Annotated in this window: 13 protein-coding genes; 10 read left to right on the top strand and 3 right to left on the bottom strand. The window is 72.2% G+C overall.

Annotated features, from left to right (window positions below; translation table 11 throughout):
- Positions 1–131: 131 nt before the first annotated feature.
- Together WME73_RS04445 and WME73_RS04440 are read left to right on the top strand one after the other, a co-directional pair.
- Positions 132–500, top strand: a complete 369-nt coding sequence (locus tag WME73_RS04445; protein ID WP_437917540.1) for a hypothetical protein — start codon at positions 132–134, stop codon at positions 498–500.
- Between the two features lie 34 nt (positions 501–534).
- Entirely contained in the window at positions 535–810 is a 276-nt protein-coding gene (locus WME73_RS04440; RefSeq protein WP_437744286.1) for a hypothetical protein, read from the top strand.
- Positions 811–1626: 816 nt separating this feature from the next.
- On the opposite strand, the gene WME73_RS04435 is transcribed toward WME73_RS04440, so the two are convergent.
- Together WME73_RS04435 and trmB are read right to left on the bottom strand one after the other, a co-directional pair.
- Entirely contained in the window at positions 1627–2412 is a 786-nt protein-coding gene (locus WME73_RS04435; RefSeq protein ID WP_437914864.1) for an MXAN_6577-like cysteine-rich protein, read from the bottom strand.
- Between the two features lie 783 nt (positions 2413–3195).
- Positions 3196–3876 (bottom strand): tRNA (guanine(46)-N(7))-methyltransferase TrmB, encoded by a 681-nt coding sequence (trmB, locus tag WME73_RS04430; RefSeq protein ID WP_437744281.1) that lies wholly within the window; start codon positions 3874–3876, stop codon positions 3196–3198.
- A gap of 111 nt (positions 3877–3987) precedes the next feature.
- On the opposite strand from trmB, the gene WME73_RS04425 reads away from it, so the two are divergent.
- The 7 genes from WME73_RS04425 to WME73_RS04395 all read left to right on the top strand — a co-directional run bounded on the left by WME73_RS04425 (position 3988) and on the right by WME73_RS04395 (position 14655).
- Positions 3988–6243: a hypothetical protein gene (locus WME73_RS04425; protein WP_437914863.1), complete on the top strand. Its 2256-nt coding sequence runs from the start codon at positions 3988–3990 to the stop codon at positions 6241–6243.
- Positions 6244–6630: 387 nt separating this feature from the next.
- Positions 6631–8970: a TonB-dependent receptor gene (locus WME73_RS04420; protein WP_437744279.1), complete on the top strand. Its 2340-nt coding sequence runs from the start codon at positions 6631–6633 to the stop codon at positions 8968–8970.
- Between the two features lie 151 nt (positions 8971–9121).
- On the top strand, positions 9122–9622 hold the full coding sequence (locus WME73_RS04415; RefSeq protein ID WP_437914862.1) for a chemotaxis protein CheW: 501 nt from the start codon (positions 9122–9124) through the stop codon (positions 9620–9622).
- 155 nt (positions 9623–9777) lie between these two features.
- Positions 9778–10131: a response regulator gene (locus WME73_RS04410; RefSeq protein WP_437914861.1), complete on the top strand. Its 354-nt coding sequence runs from the start codon at positions 9778–9780 to the stop codon at positions 10129–10131.
- Between the two features lie 75 nt (positions 10132–10206).
- Positions 10207–10788, top strand: a complete 582-nt coding sequence (locus WME73_RS04405) for a YfiR family protein (protein WP_437914860.1) — start codon at positions 10207–10209, stop codon at positions 10786–10788.
- Positions 10789–10925: 137 nt separating this feature from the next.
- Positions 10926–12491 carry a methyl-accepting chemotaxis protein gene (locus WME73_RS04400; RefSeq protein WP_437744276.1) on the top strand — a complete coding sequence of 522 codons (1566 nt, stop codon included), beginning with the start codon at positions 10926–10928 and terminating at the stop codon, positions 12489–12491.
- Positions 12475–14655, top strand: coding sequence for a hybrid sensor histidine kinase/response regulator (locus WME73_RS04395; RefSeq protein WP_437914859.1), 2181 nt, complete (start codon positions 12475–12477; stop codon positions 14653–14655). Before WME73_RS04400 ends, WME73_RS04395 begins: the two co-directional genes overlap by 17 nt.
- A 30-nt stretch (positions 14656–14685) precedes the next feature.
- On the opposite strand, the gene WME73_RS04390 is transcribed toward WME73_RS04395, so the two are convergent.
- Positions 14686–15477 (bottom strand): OmpA/MotB family protein, encoded by a 792-nt coding sequence (locus WME73_RS04390; RefSeq protein ID WP_437914858.1) that lies wholly within the window; start codon positions 15475–15477, stop codon positions 14686–14688.
- A 303-nt stretch (positions 15478–15780) separates the two neighbouring features.
- Here WME73_RS04390 and WME73_RS04385 point away from each other — a divergent pair, with 303 nt between their 5' ends.
- On the top strand, positions 15781–16431 hold the full coding sequence (locus WME73_RS04385) for a hypothetical protein (RefSeq protein WP_437914857.1): 651 nt from the start codon (positions 15781–15783) through the stop codon (positions 16429–16431).
- Positions 16432–16550 lie beyond the last annotated feature (119 nt).

The following is a 16550-nucleotide window of genomic DNA, read 5'->3' as shown; positions in this document are numbered from 1 at the left end:
CGCGGGTGCTGGTCGGCTGCTCGCTGCGCAGCAGCGTCGCGCGGCGGCGCCCGGCGCAACACCTCCACCCGTGGCTTCCACCGCTGGTACGCCCCGTGCGTAGCGCCACCGCGGACGAGGAGACGCGAGCCATGGGCCATCCGACCATTTACCCCACCGGGGTCACCCTCTATGACCCGGACCGGAGCTGGAACGGCTATACGATCTTCCAGGCTGCAGGGCTCGGCGCGCTGCTCATCGACATCAGCCCTTACTGGCGCAAACCGCCGCTCAGCCTCAACCTGGTGTACCGGGCCTACCGGGCGCCGTACGCCTGGGTGCCCCAGCTCCCGGCGCCGCGGCAGGCGCCGGTGCCGAGGCTCGACGTCACGACGTTCCGCGTCCCGGGCGCGGCGCCCCTCGGCCGGGACCGGGTGGTGGAGCTCCGCGGCGCCCAGGGCTACGGCGCCGAGGCGGATTTCTGCGTCGCGCCCACGGAGGGGAGCGAGGCGCAGAGATGATCGGCGTCAGGCGGACCTGCGCGCGGGCGCCCACGTGCTCGGCGCGCTCCCGTGCGCCTCGCGGCGCAGCGAGCTGGCCTCGTCGGTCGCTGCGCGGAGCGAGGAGCGCGCGCTGCTGGTGACCGGCGGGACGCTCGCGGGGGCGTGGGAGGCGCTGCGCGTGGCGGCCGAGCCCGGAGGCGAGGAGGCGTCGGCGGCCCTTCTGTGGTGGGGTGCGTGGTGGCCTGCTCCCGCCGAGCGCGCGGTCGCCCGCGGCACCGGCGCGGAGCCGAAGCGCCGCGACTCGGCCCCGGTGCGCCGGGAGGGGTGAGCGCCCGGCTCCGTGCCCTCCAGCGGCTGCGCGCCATCCGGAGGCGCGGCGTCCCCCCACCCGTCGTCCCAGGCCTCGATCCTCGCATCCGCCAGCTGGCGCGCGACCACCTCGAAGAGACGATCGAACGCGGAGCGCTGGGTCTGATCGCGGGCCGTGCGGTCCCGCTCCCCCGCAGGATGGGGGAGGAGAAGGATTGAAGCTATCCGGAAGTGAAGGCCAAAGGCGAGCACGACCTCGGATGCCCCAGCCGATCCTCGGCGGGCCGCCCCTCCTCTCGGAAATTCCCCCGCGCCCGAGCACGCCGCAGGGGCTGCCGCAGCGACAGCGGCGACCCTCGCAAGAAATAAGGATTCCCGCCTCATACCCGTACGTACCCCGAGCGTTCTCGTTCGGCTCAACGAAAACGCCGCGGCAACCCCGGCGGAAGTTTCTTGTCAGGAGCTCTTCCTTTGTGGCGGCGAGGCGGTCCGCGGGAGAAGAGGGGGCGCAGCACGACGATGACATTCCGTGTCTGCCGGAGGTCGTGGACGGCGCAGCCGACGGTACGCGGCTCGTTGAGGCTCATCACACCTCCGATGGATCGACGAACGCCGGAACGGCCCCCTCTTCCGTGTCCTCGACCTCCTGGTTCCGTCCGCCAGAGGTCCGGCCAGGGATCCTGGCGAGAGATTTCAACGCAAAGCCGCAAAGACGCAAAGCCGCAGGAGAAAAATGCAGACTATGTCATTCTTGCGCCTTTGCGCTCTTGGCGTCTTTGCGTCAAATTCTCGCTTCGTTCGCGAGACAGATCCCTGGGATTTCTGACACGCGGAACTAGCGACAGATACCCGTGACGCAGCTCTGTCCGTCGGTGCAGGCGGTGCCGCACGCTCCGCAGTTGCTCTCATCGTTGCTGAGATTCACGCATCCGTTACCGCAGTACGCCAGCCCCGCATTGCACGTGCACTCGCCAGCGGTGCAGAACGAGCCGCCGCCGCATGTGTTGCCGCACGCCCCGCAGTTGAACTGATCGAGGTTCGTGTTGACGCAAAGCGGATCGCAGTAGGTCTGCCCCGCCAGCGGGCATGTGCAGGCGCCGGCCTGGCAGGTCGAGCCCGCTTTGCAGGTGGTGCCGCAAGCCCCACAGTTCATGCTGTCTGTCTGTGTATCCACGCACAAAAGGTCACAGAACGTCTGGGTCGGGGGACACGGAGGTTCGCTGACCCCACCCTGTCCCCCCGAGCCGTCGAGGCCGCCTTGTCCCCCCGCGCCGCCGGTGCCACCCGCGCCGCCGTCACCGCTCCCGCCTTGCCCTCCGGCCCCCCCGAGCCCGCCCGCGCCGCCGGTGCCCCCCGCGCCGCCGGTGCCCCCCGCGCCGCCATCACCGCTCCCGCCTTGCCCTCCATCGCCGCCGAGCCCGCCCGTGCCCCCCTGCACGTCTCCACCGCTCCCCCCGTCCCCGCCAGTAGCGCTACCCGTGCTCGTGGTGGTCGAGCCTGACGTGGCGCTCGCCTCCTCCTGGGTGCTCTCGCCGCCGCTACATCCGACCATCGGTACCGAACAGACGCCCACGCCCGCCAGCCAACCCAGGATCCACATGTTCACGCGCGCTCGATGCATGTCGTCCTCCAGATGTAAGAGGTAAGTGGAGTCGTGCCAACATCATGACTTGCTCTGGACAGCTTCGACGACTCCCATGGACCGCTGTCGCTGCGGACGACGCGTGCGGCTCAGCTTTTTCTCATCTCGGTTCCGAAAGAACGACTGCCTCTGTTCGGGGCACCACAGAGAGCCCAGAACGAGCCCTTCACCCGAAGCCTCGCGTCCCCCATCACAGGGGCGCCCGCATCGCTGCAGGACACATGAGCCTCAACACCGGCCGACCGGCCCCGTCCTTCGCAAGGCGTGGAGGCGCTCAGCTCCCACTCTCGCGACGCCACGACGGTATCGGTCCACGACCAGGGTCGGCGACGCACATGCGGCGATGGGCGCTGCGCCTAGCGCAGGCTTGGCTCCCTCTCCCGATTCGACAGCACCGTGGCGGCCACCGTGCGTGCGCGGGCGGAGTTCTTCAGAGCCCGAGCATCGCCCGCTAAGCAGCGGACGGCGCGAATCCTCCTCGTCACTCTCCATCTCGGTGTTCGGCGTCGGCCGAGAGACATCGTCTTCCTGCCGCAGCCCCGAATACACAATGAAGGATCCCGCGACCGGCAATAGCCATATCAGCGCGCTTTGCAGGAGCTTCTGGTCGCGCGAGTACAGCTCGCTCCGCCACAGGCGCACGGTGATGAACGCCTGAGCGAGGATCGCCGCGGCGACTGTTATCCACGCAAGGATCACACGCATGACCTACAGCGTAGCCGCCATCCGCCTCACGTGCCCCGTCGAGCGCGTCCAGCGGGCTCAGACGGCGTCTCGGCCGGGATCCAGCGGCGCGCCGCCGGCCGCGCGCGGCCGCCTCCGGTAGAGCAGCCGGCTCACCGGCAGCCCGTCGGCGATCGCGTGGTGCTCGCGGGGGCTCCTCGCGCCGTAGGGGTTCTCGGCGAGGTGCGGCGAGCCGGGCGCGTCGCCCGCCGGCTCGAACGCGGGGTGCGCGCCGATCTGCTCGGCGTAGAGCACGCCGCGCTCCTCGACGTCGGTCTGCACGAAGAGCTCGCCGCCGTCCACGAGCAGGCGCGCGAGGCTGTCGAGCAGCGCCGGGCCCATCACGAGGCGCTTCTCGTGGCGCTTCTTCCACCACGGATCCGGGAAGTGCAGGAAAAACCGCGCGATCGACGCGTCGGGCCGGAGCCGCGCGAGCGCCTCACGCGCGTCGGCGTTGAGCGCCCGCACGCGGCCGCCGAGGCCGCCCTTCCTCAGGCGCCCATCGACGAGCGCCGCCCACTTCAGGCGGATCTCCAGCCCGAGCAGCCGCGCCTCGGGGCTCGCCGCCGCGCGCTCGAACAGGAAGCCGCCGCGGCCGGGGCCGATCTCGATCTCGACGGGGCCGGCGCCCGGGATCAAGGCGTCGATGGAGACGTCGTCGCCGTCAGGGAAGCGAGGCGCGTCGGCGTAGGGGTGATTCGGGCGCGGCTGGAAGACCATGGAGCCCCGGCGCTCTACCAAATGCCGGCCGCCCCCGCGCGGGAAATCCGCCGGCCACCCGGCGCGCGAAATCGCTGTCCCCGGGCGGCGCGGTGGTATGCGTCGGGCCCCATGGCGGCACCTCCGGCCCCCTCCCGGCTGCGCGCCCTCGCCGCGCGCGCCCTCCCCTATGCGCCCGCCCTCGCCGCGAGCGGCGCGCTCGGCGCGCTCTGCGTCAGGGCGATCCTTGCGCAGGCCGGACGCCCGGCCCTGCCGCTCGACGACGCGTTCATCCACATGCAGTACGCCCGGCGGCTCGCCGAGGGCGGCTTCTTCAGCTTCGTCGCAGGCGACGGCTACTCGAGCGGCGCCACCAGCCTGCTCTGGCCCGTGCTGCTCGCCCCCTTCCACGCGCTCGGCCTGCGCGATCTCTCGCTCGTCTATGCGGTCTGGGCGCTCGGGCTCGTGTTCCACGCCGCGCTCGCCGTCGAGACCGCGCGCCTCGCGCGCCCCCTCGCCGGCCCCGCGGCCGCCGCCGGCGCGGGCGCGATGTGCGCCGGGTTCGCCGCGTTCGCGTGGTTCGCCTGGAGCGGGATGGAGACGGTCGCGTTCGCCTGGATCCTCACCCGCACCGCCCGTCTGGCAGCGGCGCTCTGCGAGCCCGCACCGCCAGAGCCCGCCACGGACAGCGCTGCCCCCGCACAGCCGCCCGGCGCGCCCGCGCAGCCGCCCGGCGCGCCCGCGCAGCCGCCCGGCGCGCCCGCGCAGCCGCCCAGCGCCTCGATCGCCCGCTCCCTCGCGCTCTGCGGCTTCGTCGCGCCCCTGCTCCGCCCGGAGGGCGCGCTCGCCTCCCTGCTCGCCGCGATCGCGCTCGCCCTCTCGGCGTCACGCGCTGTGCCTCAAGCGCCCCTCCCGGCGCCGCCCCTCTCCGCTCCATCCCCCTCCCGCAGCGGCGCTCTCTGGCACTCCGCGCGCTCCGCCGGGCGCCTGCTCGCCCTCGCGCCGCTCCTCGGTCCGCTCGTCGTCCCGGCCTTGAACCAGCTGCTCGCGGGCCACCCGACCTCATCGACGACGTCCGTCAAGTGGCTGATCGGCAACCCCAACTACGACGGACCGACGCTCAGGGCCGCGCTCCTCGACAACGTCCGGCTGCTCGTGACCGACGTGATCGACGGCGGCCAGTGGACGGCCGTCTTCCTCCCCGAGGGCTCCGCCGCCATCATCGCCCTCGGCGCCGTCGCGCTCGCCGTGGCAGCGCACCGGAGGGGCCGCCCAGCGCACGCCGCGATCGTGGGCGCCCTCGCGCTCGGCGCGCTGCTGCCCTGCACGTACCTCAGCTTCCTCTGGAACCGCGTGCGGTACGTCTGGCCCTTCGCGCCGGCGTGGATCGTCATGGCCGCCTGCCTCGCGCGCGAGCTCGGCGACGCCGCCCAGCGGCTCCGGCCCTCGCTCCACTACGTGACGCCCCTCCTCGCCGGCGCGTTCGCCGGCGCCCTGGCCGCGCGGCTGCCGTGGGCCATCGGCGACCTCGCCAACTCCGCCCGCGCCATCGATCGGCAGCAGGTCTGGCTCGGCCGCTGGGCCGCGCAGCACCTGCCGGAGGACGCCAGGATCGGCGTCAACGACACGGGCGCGCTCGCCTACTTCAGCGGCCGCAGGACCTTCGACGTCGTGGGCCTGACCACCGAGGGCGAGGCGCGCTACTGGGTGGCCGGCGCCGGCTCCAGGTTCGAGCACTACGAGAAGCTGCCCCCGGAGCGCCGGCCGACCCACTTCATCGTCTACCCGCACTGGATGGCGTGCGCGCCGGTGCTGGGGCGCGCGCTGGTCGACGCCACCGTCGAGGACCAGGCCATCCTCGGCGGCACCACGATGATCGCCTACGAGGCGCGCTGGGACCTCCTCGGCTCAGGGGCGCTGCCGGTGCGGTCCGTGCCCGGCGAGCGGATCCTCGACGAGCTCGACGTCTCGGACCTCGAGTCCGAGGCGGCGCACGCCTATGCGCTCGATCCGCTCGCGGACCAGCGCAACATGGCGATCGCGCTCGCCGCGCCCGAGAGCAGCGCGCCAGGGGAGCTCGACCTCACGCGCACGGAGCTCGCGGACGGCGGCCGCTACCACCGGACAGCCGATCGCTTCGTCGCCCACCTCGCGGCGCTCCCCGCCGAGGCGCACCTCGTGCTCCGGGTGGCCTCGGACGACGGCGCCGAGCTCGCCGTCTCCGTGGCGGGCCAGGCGATCGGCACCATCGACGTGCCGCGCGGACCGTGGGTGGAGCGGGCGCTGCCCCTCCCCGCCGCGCGCCTCTCGACGCCGGCGCCGATCGCGATCACCCTGCGCCGCGGCGCTGGATTCCACGCCTTCCATTACTGGATCACCGGGCGCTGACGCCGGCCCCCCGCGCGGCCCGCCCACCGGGGAACACCACACCTTCTCACATCGACTCCCGTCGAGTCGCGCCCCGGGTGCAACTCCCGCTCCCAAGATGCGCTCTCGAGAGTCGAGAGCGCGCCGGCGGGCTCGCGGCGCTCCACGTCGAGCGTTCAGGACAGCCGTTGACGCATCCGGGTATTCGTGTAACATCTGGATGTTCGCGCAATACAGCAAGTCAGCGAACAGATCCGTTGCAGACTCGTGGGGGAGACCGGGCGGCGCGCGCCCGCTGGCGCCGCCGTGCACCGCCATGGCCGGCGGTCCAGGCGTGCACCAGGACCTCGGGCCACCGGCTCGCCCCGATCCTGTGCGCCCTGCCCGGCGTTCGAACGTGGGGAATCGATGCGCAAGTCGGCTTTGCTCCTCTGCTCGCTGCTATGCCCTCTCGGGGCGGCGGGCTCCTCCTGGGCGCAGACCCCGGGGAGCGAGGCGCTGGCCAGCGGCGATGACGGCGGTCAGGGGCAGTTCCTCTCGCTCGATCTCGAGGAGCTGCTCAACGTGAAGGTCTCGTCGACTGGCTTCTTCGAGACCGAGAGCAAGACGTCGACCGGTCAGGCGCGCCTCTATGATGCGCGCACGCTGAAGCTCTACGCCGTCCGCTCGCTCGACGACCTCTTGCAAGCCCACCAGCCCGGCGTCCTGATCGGCGAGCACGAGCGCACCTCGCGCCTCATCGGCGTGCGCGGCGTGCTCATCGACAACAACGCCAAGACGCTCGTCATGGTCGACGGCGTGAACACGAACATGCGCGCCCATTTCGGCGCCATCGGGAGCACGCTGGCCGTGCCCCTCACCGGAGACATCGAGCGGGTCGAGGTGATCCTCGGCCCCGGCGCCATCGTCCACGGCTCCGGCGCGATCAGCGGCTTCGTCAACGTCCTCAGGCCCACGGGGATCACCCGCCCCGGGCTCTGGGGCAAGGCGTCGTATGCCTCCGGCGACACGCGCACCCTGGAGGTCAGCTACGGCGGCCTGCTCAGCGAGAAGCACAACGCCGATTGCTTCCTCTACTTCGGCCACGCCGACAACGAAGGAGAGCTGCCCCAGGCGCCCCGGCCGAACACCGCGGAGCTGTATGGCAAGGGCTACGCCGGCGTCACGACGTCTCCCTTCCTGCGCCACACGCGCGTCAACGCCCTCGGCGAGCCGAGCTACAAGGGCTTCGGCCGCTTCCGCTACGGCTCCGAGCGCAGCCCCGTCAGCGTCGATCTGCGGCTCGACTACGCGCAGACGTCGATGATGGGCAACGCCCCGAACAGGGCCATGACCCGCGAGCAGCTCGCGGGCCAGTGGTCCGACAGCAACACCGGCCATCTGCGACAGAGGACGTTCACCGTCACGCCGGAGATCCACGTCCACCTGTCCAGGCAGCACAAGGTCGAGCTGGTCCCGACCTTCTCGGCCTTCGAGACGGCCCTCGTCCCAGCCGACTGGGTCGCAGACGAGATGGCGAAGGCGTCCAATCCGGTCCCGGGCGCAGGGGTCCTGCCGGTCGGGGGCCTCGGCGAGGAGCACCGGGACATCAAGGCGGTCTACAAGACGACGGCGCTGCCGAACAGCCAGCTCGCGATCGGCGCGTCGGCGAGCCACAAGCGCTTCAGCGGCCAGAGGTCCCGCTGGGGACGGCTCTACGGGACCGCCTTCGAGTCCCCGGAGAGCTTCTCGTGGACCGAGCTCGCCGCCTTCGGCGAGAGCACCGCCACCTTCCACGATCTCACCGTCTCCGCGGGCCTGCGCTTCGATCACACCGAGTTTGGAGAGCTGAACCTCCGCGGGGGCCTCTCGCGCGAGCCCGAGCCGGTGAGCAGCCCCTCCTACCGCGTCGCGGCCGCCTACGCGATCAGCGACACGCAGAACGTCAAGCTGTCCTACCAGAAGGGCTTCCGCTTCCCGGACGCCGCTTACTTCAACTGGCTCGAGCAATTCAACGCCGCCTTCGAGGACGAGCCCATCGCGCCGCTGCCCTCGCTCGTTCCGGAGTCCTCCCACCTCGTGGAGCTCGACTATGTCGTGGGCCTGCTCGACGAGCGCCTCGCCCTCGACGTCGCGGTCTTCTATGAGCGCTACAAGAACCCCCTCGGCTGGGTGTCGTGGGATCAGGTGCGGCCCGAGGACTTCGAGGACCACGTGGCCCACAACCCCAGGCACCCGTCCGCGGGCGGCTGGTGGGGCAGCTTCTCGAACAGCACCGCGGACGTCGACGCCCTCGGCGGCGAGATCGGCGCGATCGGCGACCTCGGCGGCGGGTTCGCGGGGGACCTCTGGTACAGCGTGTCGAAGCCGTTCGGCCCCGAGAGCGACCTCAACATCCTGACCAACTGGGACGGCGAGACCTGGGCCAACTACCCCATCCACCTCGTCAAAGGCCACCTGAGCTACAGCGCCAGCCGGTTCACCGCCGGGCTCGCCGCGACCTTCCGGACTGGCATGAACAGCCACGGCTCCAGGGACGCGCCCGCCCACGACACGGACGATTTGCCGCCCAGAGATCGGATGGCGGCGCGATCGGCGTTCAACCTCGACGCCGCTGTATCCTTCTCGCCGCTCGAGCGCGTCTGGGTCTCCGTGTTCGGCAAGAACCTCACCTTCAACAAGGTCCCTCCACCGTCCTACGACTCGCACCGGCTGATCATCACCACCGGTCGCCCCTACGTGGGCGCCTCGGTCGAGGCGTCTTACTGACGCCGCCGGCCTGCGCGGGAAGGCGGCGCGCACGCGAACGCCGCGCGCACGACAGCGACAGCAGAATCGACGTCAGAAATCTCCTGACACCGCGCAGCCCGACACGAATGCACCTCCCCGGCGTCTGCCCTTGTGATAAATCGAGGACACCTTGTCCGAAGCAATCAACCAGGTTCACGATCTGCGCGACGACGCCCCGGACAAGGGCCTGCGCGAGAGGGCCGTTGTCGATTTCCTGCTCTTCGACATGGGCTCGGTGACTTTCGCGCTGAGGGCGCAGCAGGTGGAAGAGGTGATCGCGTGGCGCGCCCCCTTGCCGCTGCCGCGCACCGCCCCCGGGGTGATGGGCATCCTCCAGGACCGGGGGAGGATCATCGTGATCGTGTCGCCCGTCCTCGCGGAGCCGGCGGCTACCCCGCTCCGCATCGTCGTCTGCCGCGCTGCGCGCGGCTACCTGGGATTGCCCGCCGGCAAGACGCGGTGTGTCGCCGCGGTCGAGGTGTTCGGGGAGCCCGTGCCGAACGCTGTCGTCGACACCAGCGAGGGAGCAGTGACCTTCCTCGACGTGACCCACCTGGTCGACGCTTCCGACGTTGCGCCTCGGCCCTTCGTGGCGACGCGCGAAGCTCAGGGCATCTGGTCGAATCCATGAGCGTTCCGAGCTCCCGATCACCTGCGCCCAGGGCCAGACCGCCGCTCGATTCGGCCGATGAGGCGTCCCCGGCGAGCGCGGCTCCGCTGTCGCGGTCGCCGGCGAGCGCGCCGGCGAGCACGCTGACAAACGCGCCGGCAAACGCGCCTGTGCTCGTGATCGACGACAGCGAGATCGCCCGAGAAGAGGTGTCTCGCGTGCTGCGCTCCTCCGGTTTTCAGGTGCTCGCGCTCCCCTCCCCCATCGGGGCGACGCAGGCCATCGTGCGGCACCAGGTGCGCATCGTCGTCCTCGACGTCTTCATGCCCACCATCCGTGGGGACCGGCTGCTCACCCTGTTCCGGAAGAACCAGCGGCTCGGGCAGCTCAGCGTCATCCTGATGTCCGGACACTCCGAGCGGGAGCTCGAACAGCTGAAGCTGGAGGTCCAGGCGGACGCGGTCCTCTCGAAGCGCCACCTCGATCGTCTGCCGGCCCTGGTCAAGCGGCTCGCCGGCAAGGAACGCTGACGTGGGGACCGCGGTCGCCTGATGCCACGCTCGTCGAGGATCCGTCCGCGATCGTACACAGCTCGCCAGCGGAACATGGTGTCTCCGATCTCGTCGATTCGAATGCTGATGGCCGCGGCGCTCTTCACGACCGTGAGCACCGAGAGCCGCTCTGCCGCCTCCGTCCCCTACGAGCTGCGGGGCGCCATCCTCCTGCGGTCGATCGGCTACGAGAGCGGGTTCGCGAGCCGCGCGGGCACGGCCGTGCTCGCGGTCGTCGGGGCGGAGTCAGGCGCGAGCGCGGAGGACGCGAGCGCGATGGCGGCCGTGCTCTCCAGGCTGGCCGCGAAGACGACCGTGGCCAAGCGGCCGGCGTCCGTCCTGCGCGTGACGTACAGCGGAAGGGCCCAGCTGCAGGAGGCGCTGCGCGCCGCCGGCGCCGAGGTGGTCTATGTGGCGCGGGGGCTCGCCGCGGCCATCCCGGACATCCCGTCGCGCGAGGGAGCCGTCGTCCGCATCATCGTGTGCGGCGACGGCGACGACACGAAGCGCGGCTGCGACGTCGCCGTGGGGCTCTCGGGCGCGAAGCCCGAGCTCCTGCTGAACGTGAAGCACGCCAACGCCGTCGGCCTCCGCTTCGACCCGCAGCTCCTCCGGCTCGCCCGCATCGTCGACTGAGGCCCTCGCGACGTCCGTCACCGGACACCGCGCATCGCCGCTCGCAGGTTCACGGCTCACGGTTCACGACTCGCGATCTCCCATCGCCCATCCAGCGCCCCTCGTTCAGCGTCCGCCATCGCCGCCCCTCACCCGCCATGCTCAACTTTCGCTCTATCCGCTGGAAGATAGCCGCCCTCGTCGCGTCGGTGGCCATCGTGCTGTCGGCGCTCGATCTGTGGCTGATCCCCGAGCACGCCGCGCGGGCGAGCGAGGCCGAGCTGCGCGAGCGCGCCGGGATCCTCGCCACCATGCTGAAGGAGCCCATCGGCGTGGCCATGGACCTCGAGCAGCCGCCGGAGACCTTCCCGGACACCCTGCGCACCGCGATGACCGATCCCCTGGTGAGCTGGGTGTCGGTCTACGACGCGAGGGGGCAGCGCATCGCCGCGATCGGCGCGGCGCAGGCGCCCGAGGGCGCGCGGGGCCGGGGCGACGCCGGCGTGGTCGTCAGCGAGGCCCCGATCCGGTCGCGGAACGGCGATCGCCAGCTCGGGACGCTGGCCGTCGGGCTGCGCAGCGACCGGATCGCCGAGCGCCGCGCCGACGCGCGCAGGACCATCGCCCTGCAATCGGCGGGGATCGCGCTGCTCGGCCTGGGCCTCGCCTGGGTCATCTCGGCGCGCATGACGCGCTCGATGGCGCACATCAAGGAGGCGGCGGACCGGATCGCCCGCGGCGACGTCTCGGCCCGGCTGTCCCTCAGGATCTCGGACGACGAGCTCGGGGACATGGCCAGCGCGTTCGAGCGGATGAACACCCAGCTGCGCGAGCTCCAGGAGACGGCCGCGCGGGTCGCGGGCGGCGATTTCACGTGCAAGATCACCGGCGACGGGGAGCTGTTCGCCGCGTTCCGCTCCATGGTGACGAGCCTCCAGGAGCTCGCCTCGCGGATCGGCAACACCTCGGCGGAGGTCGCGTCGGCCGCCGCCGGCATGTTCTCGTCGGTGCGCGAGCAGGAGACGAGCGCGAGCCAGCAGAACGCGGCGCTCGAGGAGATCCGGCGGACCGTCGAGGCCCTGACCGCCAGCGCGGATCACATCGCGAAGGACGCGGCCACCGTGCACGAGACGGCGCAGCGGAGCCTCGTCAGCGTCCAGCACACGGCGGAGCAGACGCGCCTCGTCAGCTCCCACTCGGACCGCATCGGCGAGATCCTGTCCTTGATCCAGAGCATCGCCGACAAGTCGGACCTGCTCGCGCTCAACGCCGCGCTCGAGGGCACGAAGGCCGGCGAGGTGGGGCGCGGGTTCTCGCTCGTGGCCGCCGAGATGCGCCGCCTGTCCGAGCACGTCATGGACTCGGTGCGCGACATCCGGAGGCTCGTGGCGAACATGCACGCGGCCTCCCACGCGTCCGTGCTCGCGACCGAGGACGGGATCAAGCTGGCCCGCGACACGGCCGCGGCCGCCGCGCAGATCTCGGACGCGGTGGACCACCAGCGCGAGGGGACGGCGCGGGTCAAGACGGCGATCGTCAACATCGTCGGGGCGGTGAACGACACGCTGACGAGCAGCGTGGCCGCGACGCGCTCGGCCGAGTCGCTGCTCCAGCTGTCGCACGTGCTCAAGACGACGGCGAAGGCCTTCCGGGTCAAGCCGCTGGGGGCGAGGGCCGGCAAGCCCGAGAGCGCGGAGGCGGACGCGGATGAGGAGCCGGGCTGATCTCGTCGCCGCGTTCCACCGGACCATGCCGGACCGCGTGGCCCAGGCGACGGACCTGTGGCTCGGCTACGAGCAGGGCCAGAGCGGCAACCTGCAGGTGCTGCGCCGGCTCCTGCACACGCTGAAGGGCGAGGCGCACATGCTGGAGCTCGCCGCGTGCGGCGACCTGGCCGAGCTGGCGGAGGACGTCATCGACGCGGTGCGGGGCGGCGCGCGCCCCACGCAGCTCACCGGCGACAGCCTCCTCGGCGCGCTGGAGGGGCTAGGCCTCCTGTCGACGAGCCCCGGCGACGAGGCCGCGCCCGAGCTCGAGATCGTGAAGGAGACCCTCCGCGCTGCGCGCGCGGAGCTCGGCGGCGGCGGCCCGCCCGACGGCGAGCTCGCGCCGCCGCTCGTATCGGCGCCTGATTCCGTGCACGAGAGCGTCCTGCCGCCGCGGCTGGACCAGCCCGACGCGCCGCCCGACCCCGCCCAGCCGACCGCCCGCGCGGCCCTCGACGCCGAGGCCGTCGGGGCGCTCTTGCAGGAGCTCCAGCGGCTCCACGGCGAGCGGGAGGTCATCCAGCGGCGGCTCCGCGAGTCCCAGCGCATGCTCCGCGCGTTGCTCGTCGAGATCGACCCCCGCGGCGCGGATGTGGATCGATTTGCCGAGCGCATAGCGAAGACGCTCGGCTATGGCGCGGAGATCGAGCGCCTCCTGAGCGCCGTCCGGGCGGACTGGTCCAGCAACGAGTTCGCGGCGGGGCGCGCGCTCGGCGAGCTCGACGAGGTGGTCCGGAGGGCGTCGGTCGTGCGCACCGAGCGCCTGCTGAACCAGGTGTCGCTCGCCGCCCGGAGCGCGGCGCGCATGCTGGGCAAGGACGTCGAGGCGCGGGTCGAGGGGACGGGGCTGCTCGACGCGGCCGTGGAGCGCCGCCTCGAGCCGGCGCTGCTGCACCTCGTGCGCAACGCCATCGACCACGGGATCGAGCCGGCGGACGTCCGGGCGCGCCGCGGCAAGCCCGCGCGCGGGACGGTGGCGGTGACCGTTGTCCAGACCGACGCCGCCGTGCGGGTCGAGGTGAAGGACGACGGCGGCGGGGTCGACTTCGCCCGCCTGCGCGAGGTGCTCGCGCCGTCGGTCCCGGGCGCCTCGACCCTCGACGACGCCGAGCTCATCCCGTACCTGTTCGCGCACGGGCTCACGACGAGCCGCAGCGTCGGCGCGATCTCGGGCCGGGGCGTCGGGCTCGACATCGTGGCGCGCGAGATCGGCGCGCTGGGCGGGCAGGTACGGGTCGACTCGAAGCCCGGGCTCGGCACGACGATCGTGCTCGTGGTGCCGAAGAACCTGCACGGCGAGGAGGTGGTCCCCATCTCCAGCGGGCGCTTCCGGTGCGCGGTGCCGACGCACGCCGTGCACTCCGTCGTGCTGCTGGAGGACGAGGAGCTCCTGCGCGCCCCCGACGGGCCGCGCGTGCGCCTGACCAGCGGCGCCGGCGCGGAGCTCGCGCCGCTGTACGCGCTCGGGGCGGTGCTCGGCGACGGAGGCCTGCCCGAGCCCGGGGACGCGGCGCTCGTGCTGCACCACGCCGCGGGCCTGTTCGCGGTGAGCGTGGACGGCTACGAGAACCCTCGGCTGGTCGCGCTCGTGCGCTCGGAGGAGATGCCCCTCACCTCGCCGCTCGTGCGCGGGGTGGCGCCGACGGCGGACGGCGAGGCGATGCTGCTCCTCGACGTGGAGCGGCTGTTCACGTACGCCCGGCAGGCGCCGCGGGACGCGCCCTTCACCGCCGCCGCCGAGCAGAAGCGGGAGCCGCTCGCGCTGGTCGTGGAGGACGCGCCCGTCGCGCGGGAGCTGCTCTGCGGCATCCTGCGGTCGATGGGCCTGCGCGTGGAGGAGGCGAGCGACGGGCGGGAGGGGCTCGCGCGGGCGCGGGCGGCGCCGCCCGACGTGGTGCTGACCGACCTGGAGATGCCCTACATGAGCGGCCTGGAGATGGTGGCTGAGCTCAGGCGCTCGCCCGGGCTCGCCCGGGTGCCGGTCGTGGTGCTGACGACGGCGGCGCAGGAGCAGAGCGAGGCCGCGCTGCGCGGGCTCGGCGTGCGGGCGGTGCTGTCGAAGCAGCGGTTCGTCGAGGAGGAGCTGCGCCGGATCATCGCGGCCAGCCTGGGGGGCGCGTGACGGCGCGCACGTCCAGCGCCGTCGCGACCGTCACTTGTCCGCGGAGGCCGCCGGCAGCGCGACGGAGATCTCGACGCGCCCCGGAGGCAGCTTGGTCTCCCCGAGCGCGGCGGCCGCGGGGTCGTGCTCGGCGTACCCGACCGCCGACAGCCGGGCCCCTGCCACCGCGCACTTGTCCTGGAGCGTCTGCGTGACGGTCGCCGCCCGGACCGCGGAGAGCTCCCACGGCGTCGGATAGGCGGCCTGCAAGGGGGCCGGCACCGAGGCCGGAGGACCGCTGACCGCGCCGACGCGCAGCGCCGCCTGGCCGCCGCCGCTCGAGGACAGCGCGCCCGAGACCTGGCACAGGAGGGCTTGCCCCTGCGGGCTCACGTCGACCGTGTTGGGGAGGAACACCGCGCCCTCCGAGAGCGCGACGAACGCCTGTCCCTCCGCGACCGCGACCGCCGCGACCCCTTTCTTGACGTGCTTGTCGAGCTTCCCCGCGAGCTCCGCCTTGATCTGCCCGATCCGCTCGACGCCCGACTTCTTCGCGGCCTCGGTCTGCTGCCGCTCCGCCTCGCCCTTCTCGATCTGCGCCGTCTTCGCCTGGAGCTCCCCGCGCACCTGGCTCAGCGTCTGTTCGAGCTCTTTGGCCCTCTGGGTCGACTTCCGCTGCTCCTCCAGCAAGAGCACGTGAGCGCGGTGAAGCGGGACGTAATATGCCGCCACGAACGCGGCGGCCGCGACGAGGAGGAGCGCCGGCATCACGCGCATCCAGCGTCGGAAGCTGGACGATCCAGCGCTGTTGCCGGCCGCGATCGCCTCATCCGCGATGTTCATGACTGCCTCCATGCTCCGCCGCCATCGCCGGCGAGAATACCGACATGGCGAGGATCCCGCCAGCGCGACGGGTCACACCTCACTCATTGCAAAAATCCGCACCGTCTCGAAAGCACGCGGGGGCCTCATGTCGGTGTGTACGGTGCGCTCGCGCCGTGGCATCCTCGGGGACGCAAGGGAGGACTTTGTATGAAACCGCCGCCCCTTCCGGCCAGGCGCCCGGCGCCGCCCGTTCCGGCAACCGATGATCGCGAGAGTCTCTGGCATGTCGCGATCGCGCCTGACGACATCAAGGTGCTCACGTTGGACAAGCTCGACGATCTGTTCCGTCTCGACGTGATCGACGAGACGACGAAGATATGGCGCCCCGGGATGGCCGCCTGGCAGCCGCTCGGCGTCGTGGCGGGAATCGAGCCGACGCCCCCCGAGCCGGCGCAGGTCCAGGGTCCTCCGCCGAGCACGGCGCGCCGGGGCCCGCCTCCGCCGCCCCCGCGCGCCCCTGCGCGGCGGAGCATGGACTCCGACCATCCGACGCCTGTGGCGTCGAACATGTTCTCCACGATGCCGATCGGAGCGCTGGACGACAGCTCGCCTCACCTCGTGACGCGGACCGAGGTGCAGGCGCCGCCTGCGGCGATGCTCGCGGCGTCTCGGCCCACCTCGCCGCCGTGGATGCCGGAGGTGCGGGAGCAGGTGTTGCTGAACGAGTCGCCCTACGCTGCGCCCCGCGCGCGCGACACGGGCCGGGCGCAGCGCCTGACGCTCGCGCTGTCGGTCGTCGCGGGGCTGGTCGTGACGCTCTACCGCAATGACGTCCTCCTCGACGCCGCGCGCTCCTCCGGGCATCAGGGCGTGTATCTGAAGGTCGAGACCGCGCTCGGCGGGCCCGGCTTCGGGACCCCGCGCTCGATCGAGAAGCTCGACGTGTCCGCAGAGCCGGCGCCGACGAAGTAACCCCACCGAGATCCAGCGCTCCTTCGAGCGCTGCGCGACACGCGACATCGCGAGTTCGGCCGCGCTGCGACGCTCGGCCGTCCTGGCACGGCGACCCGGACACGAAGGCCGCCGAGGCG

The sequence above is a fragment of the Sorangium sp. So ce302 genome, assembly GCF_051530145.1.
Classification (GTDB): Bacteria; Myxococcota_A; Polyangia; order Polyangiales; family Polyangiaceae; genus Sorangium; species Sorangium cellulosum_B.
Note: the sequence above shows the minus strand (reverse complement) of the source record. Positions and strands in the feature narration are given on the sequence as shown.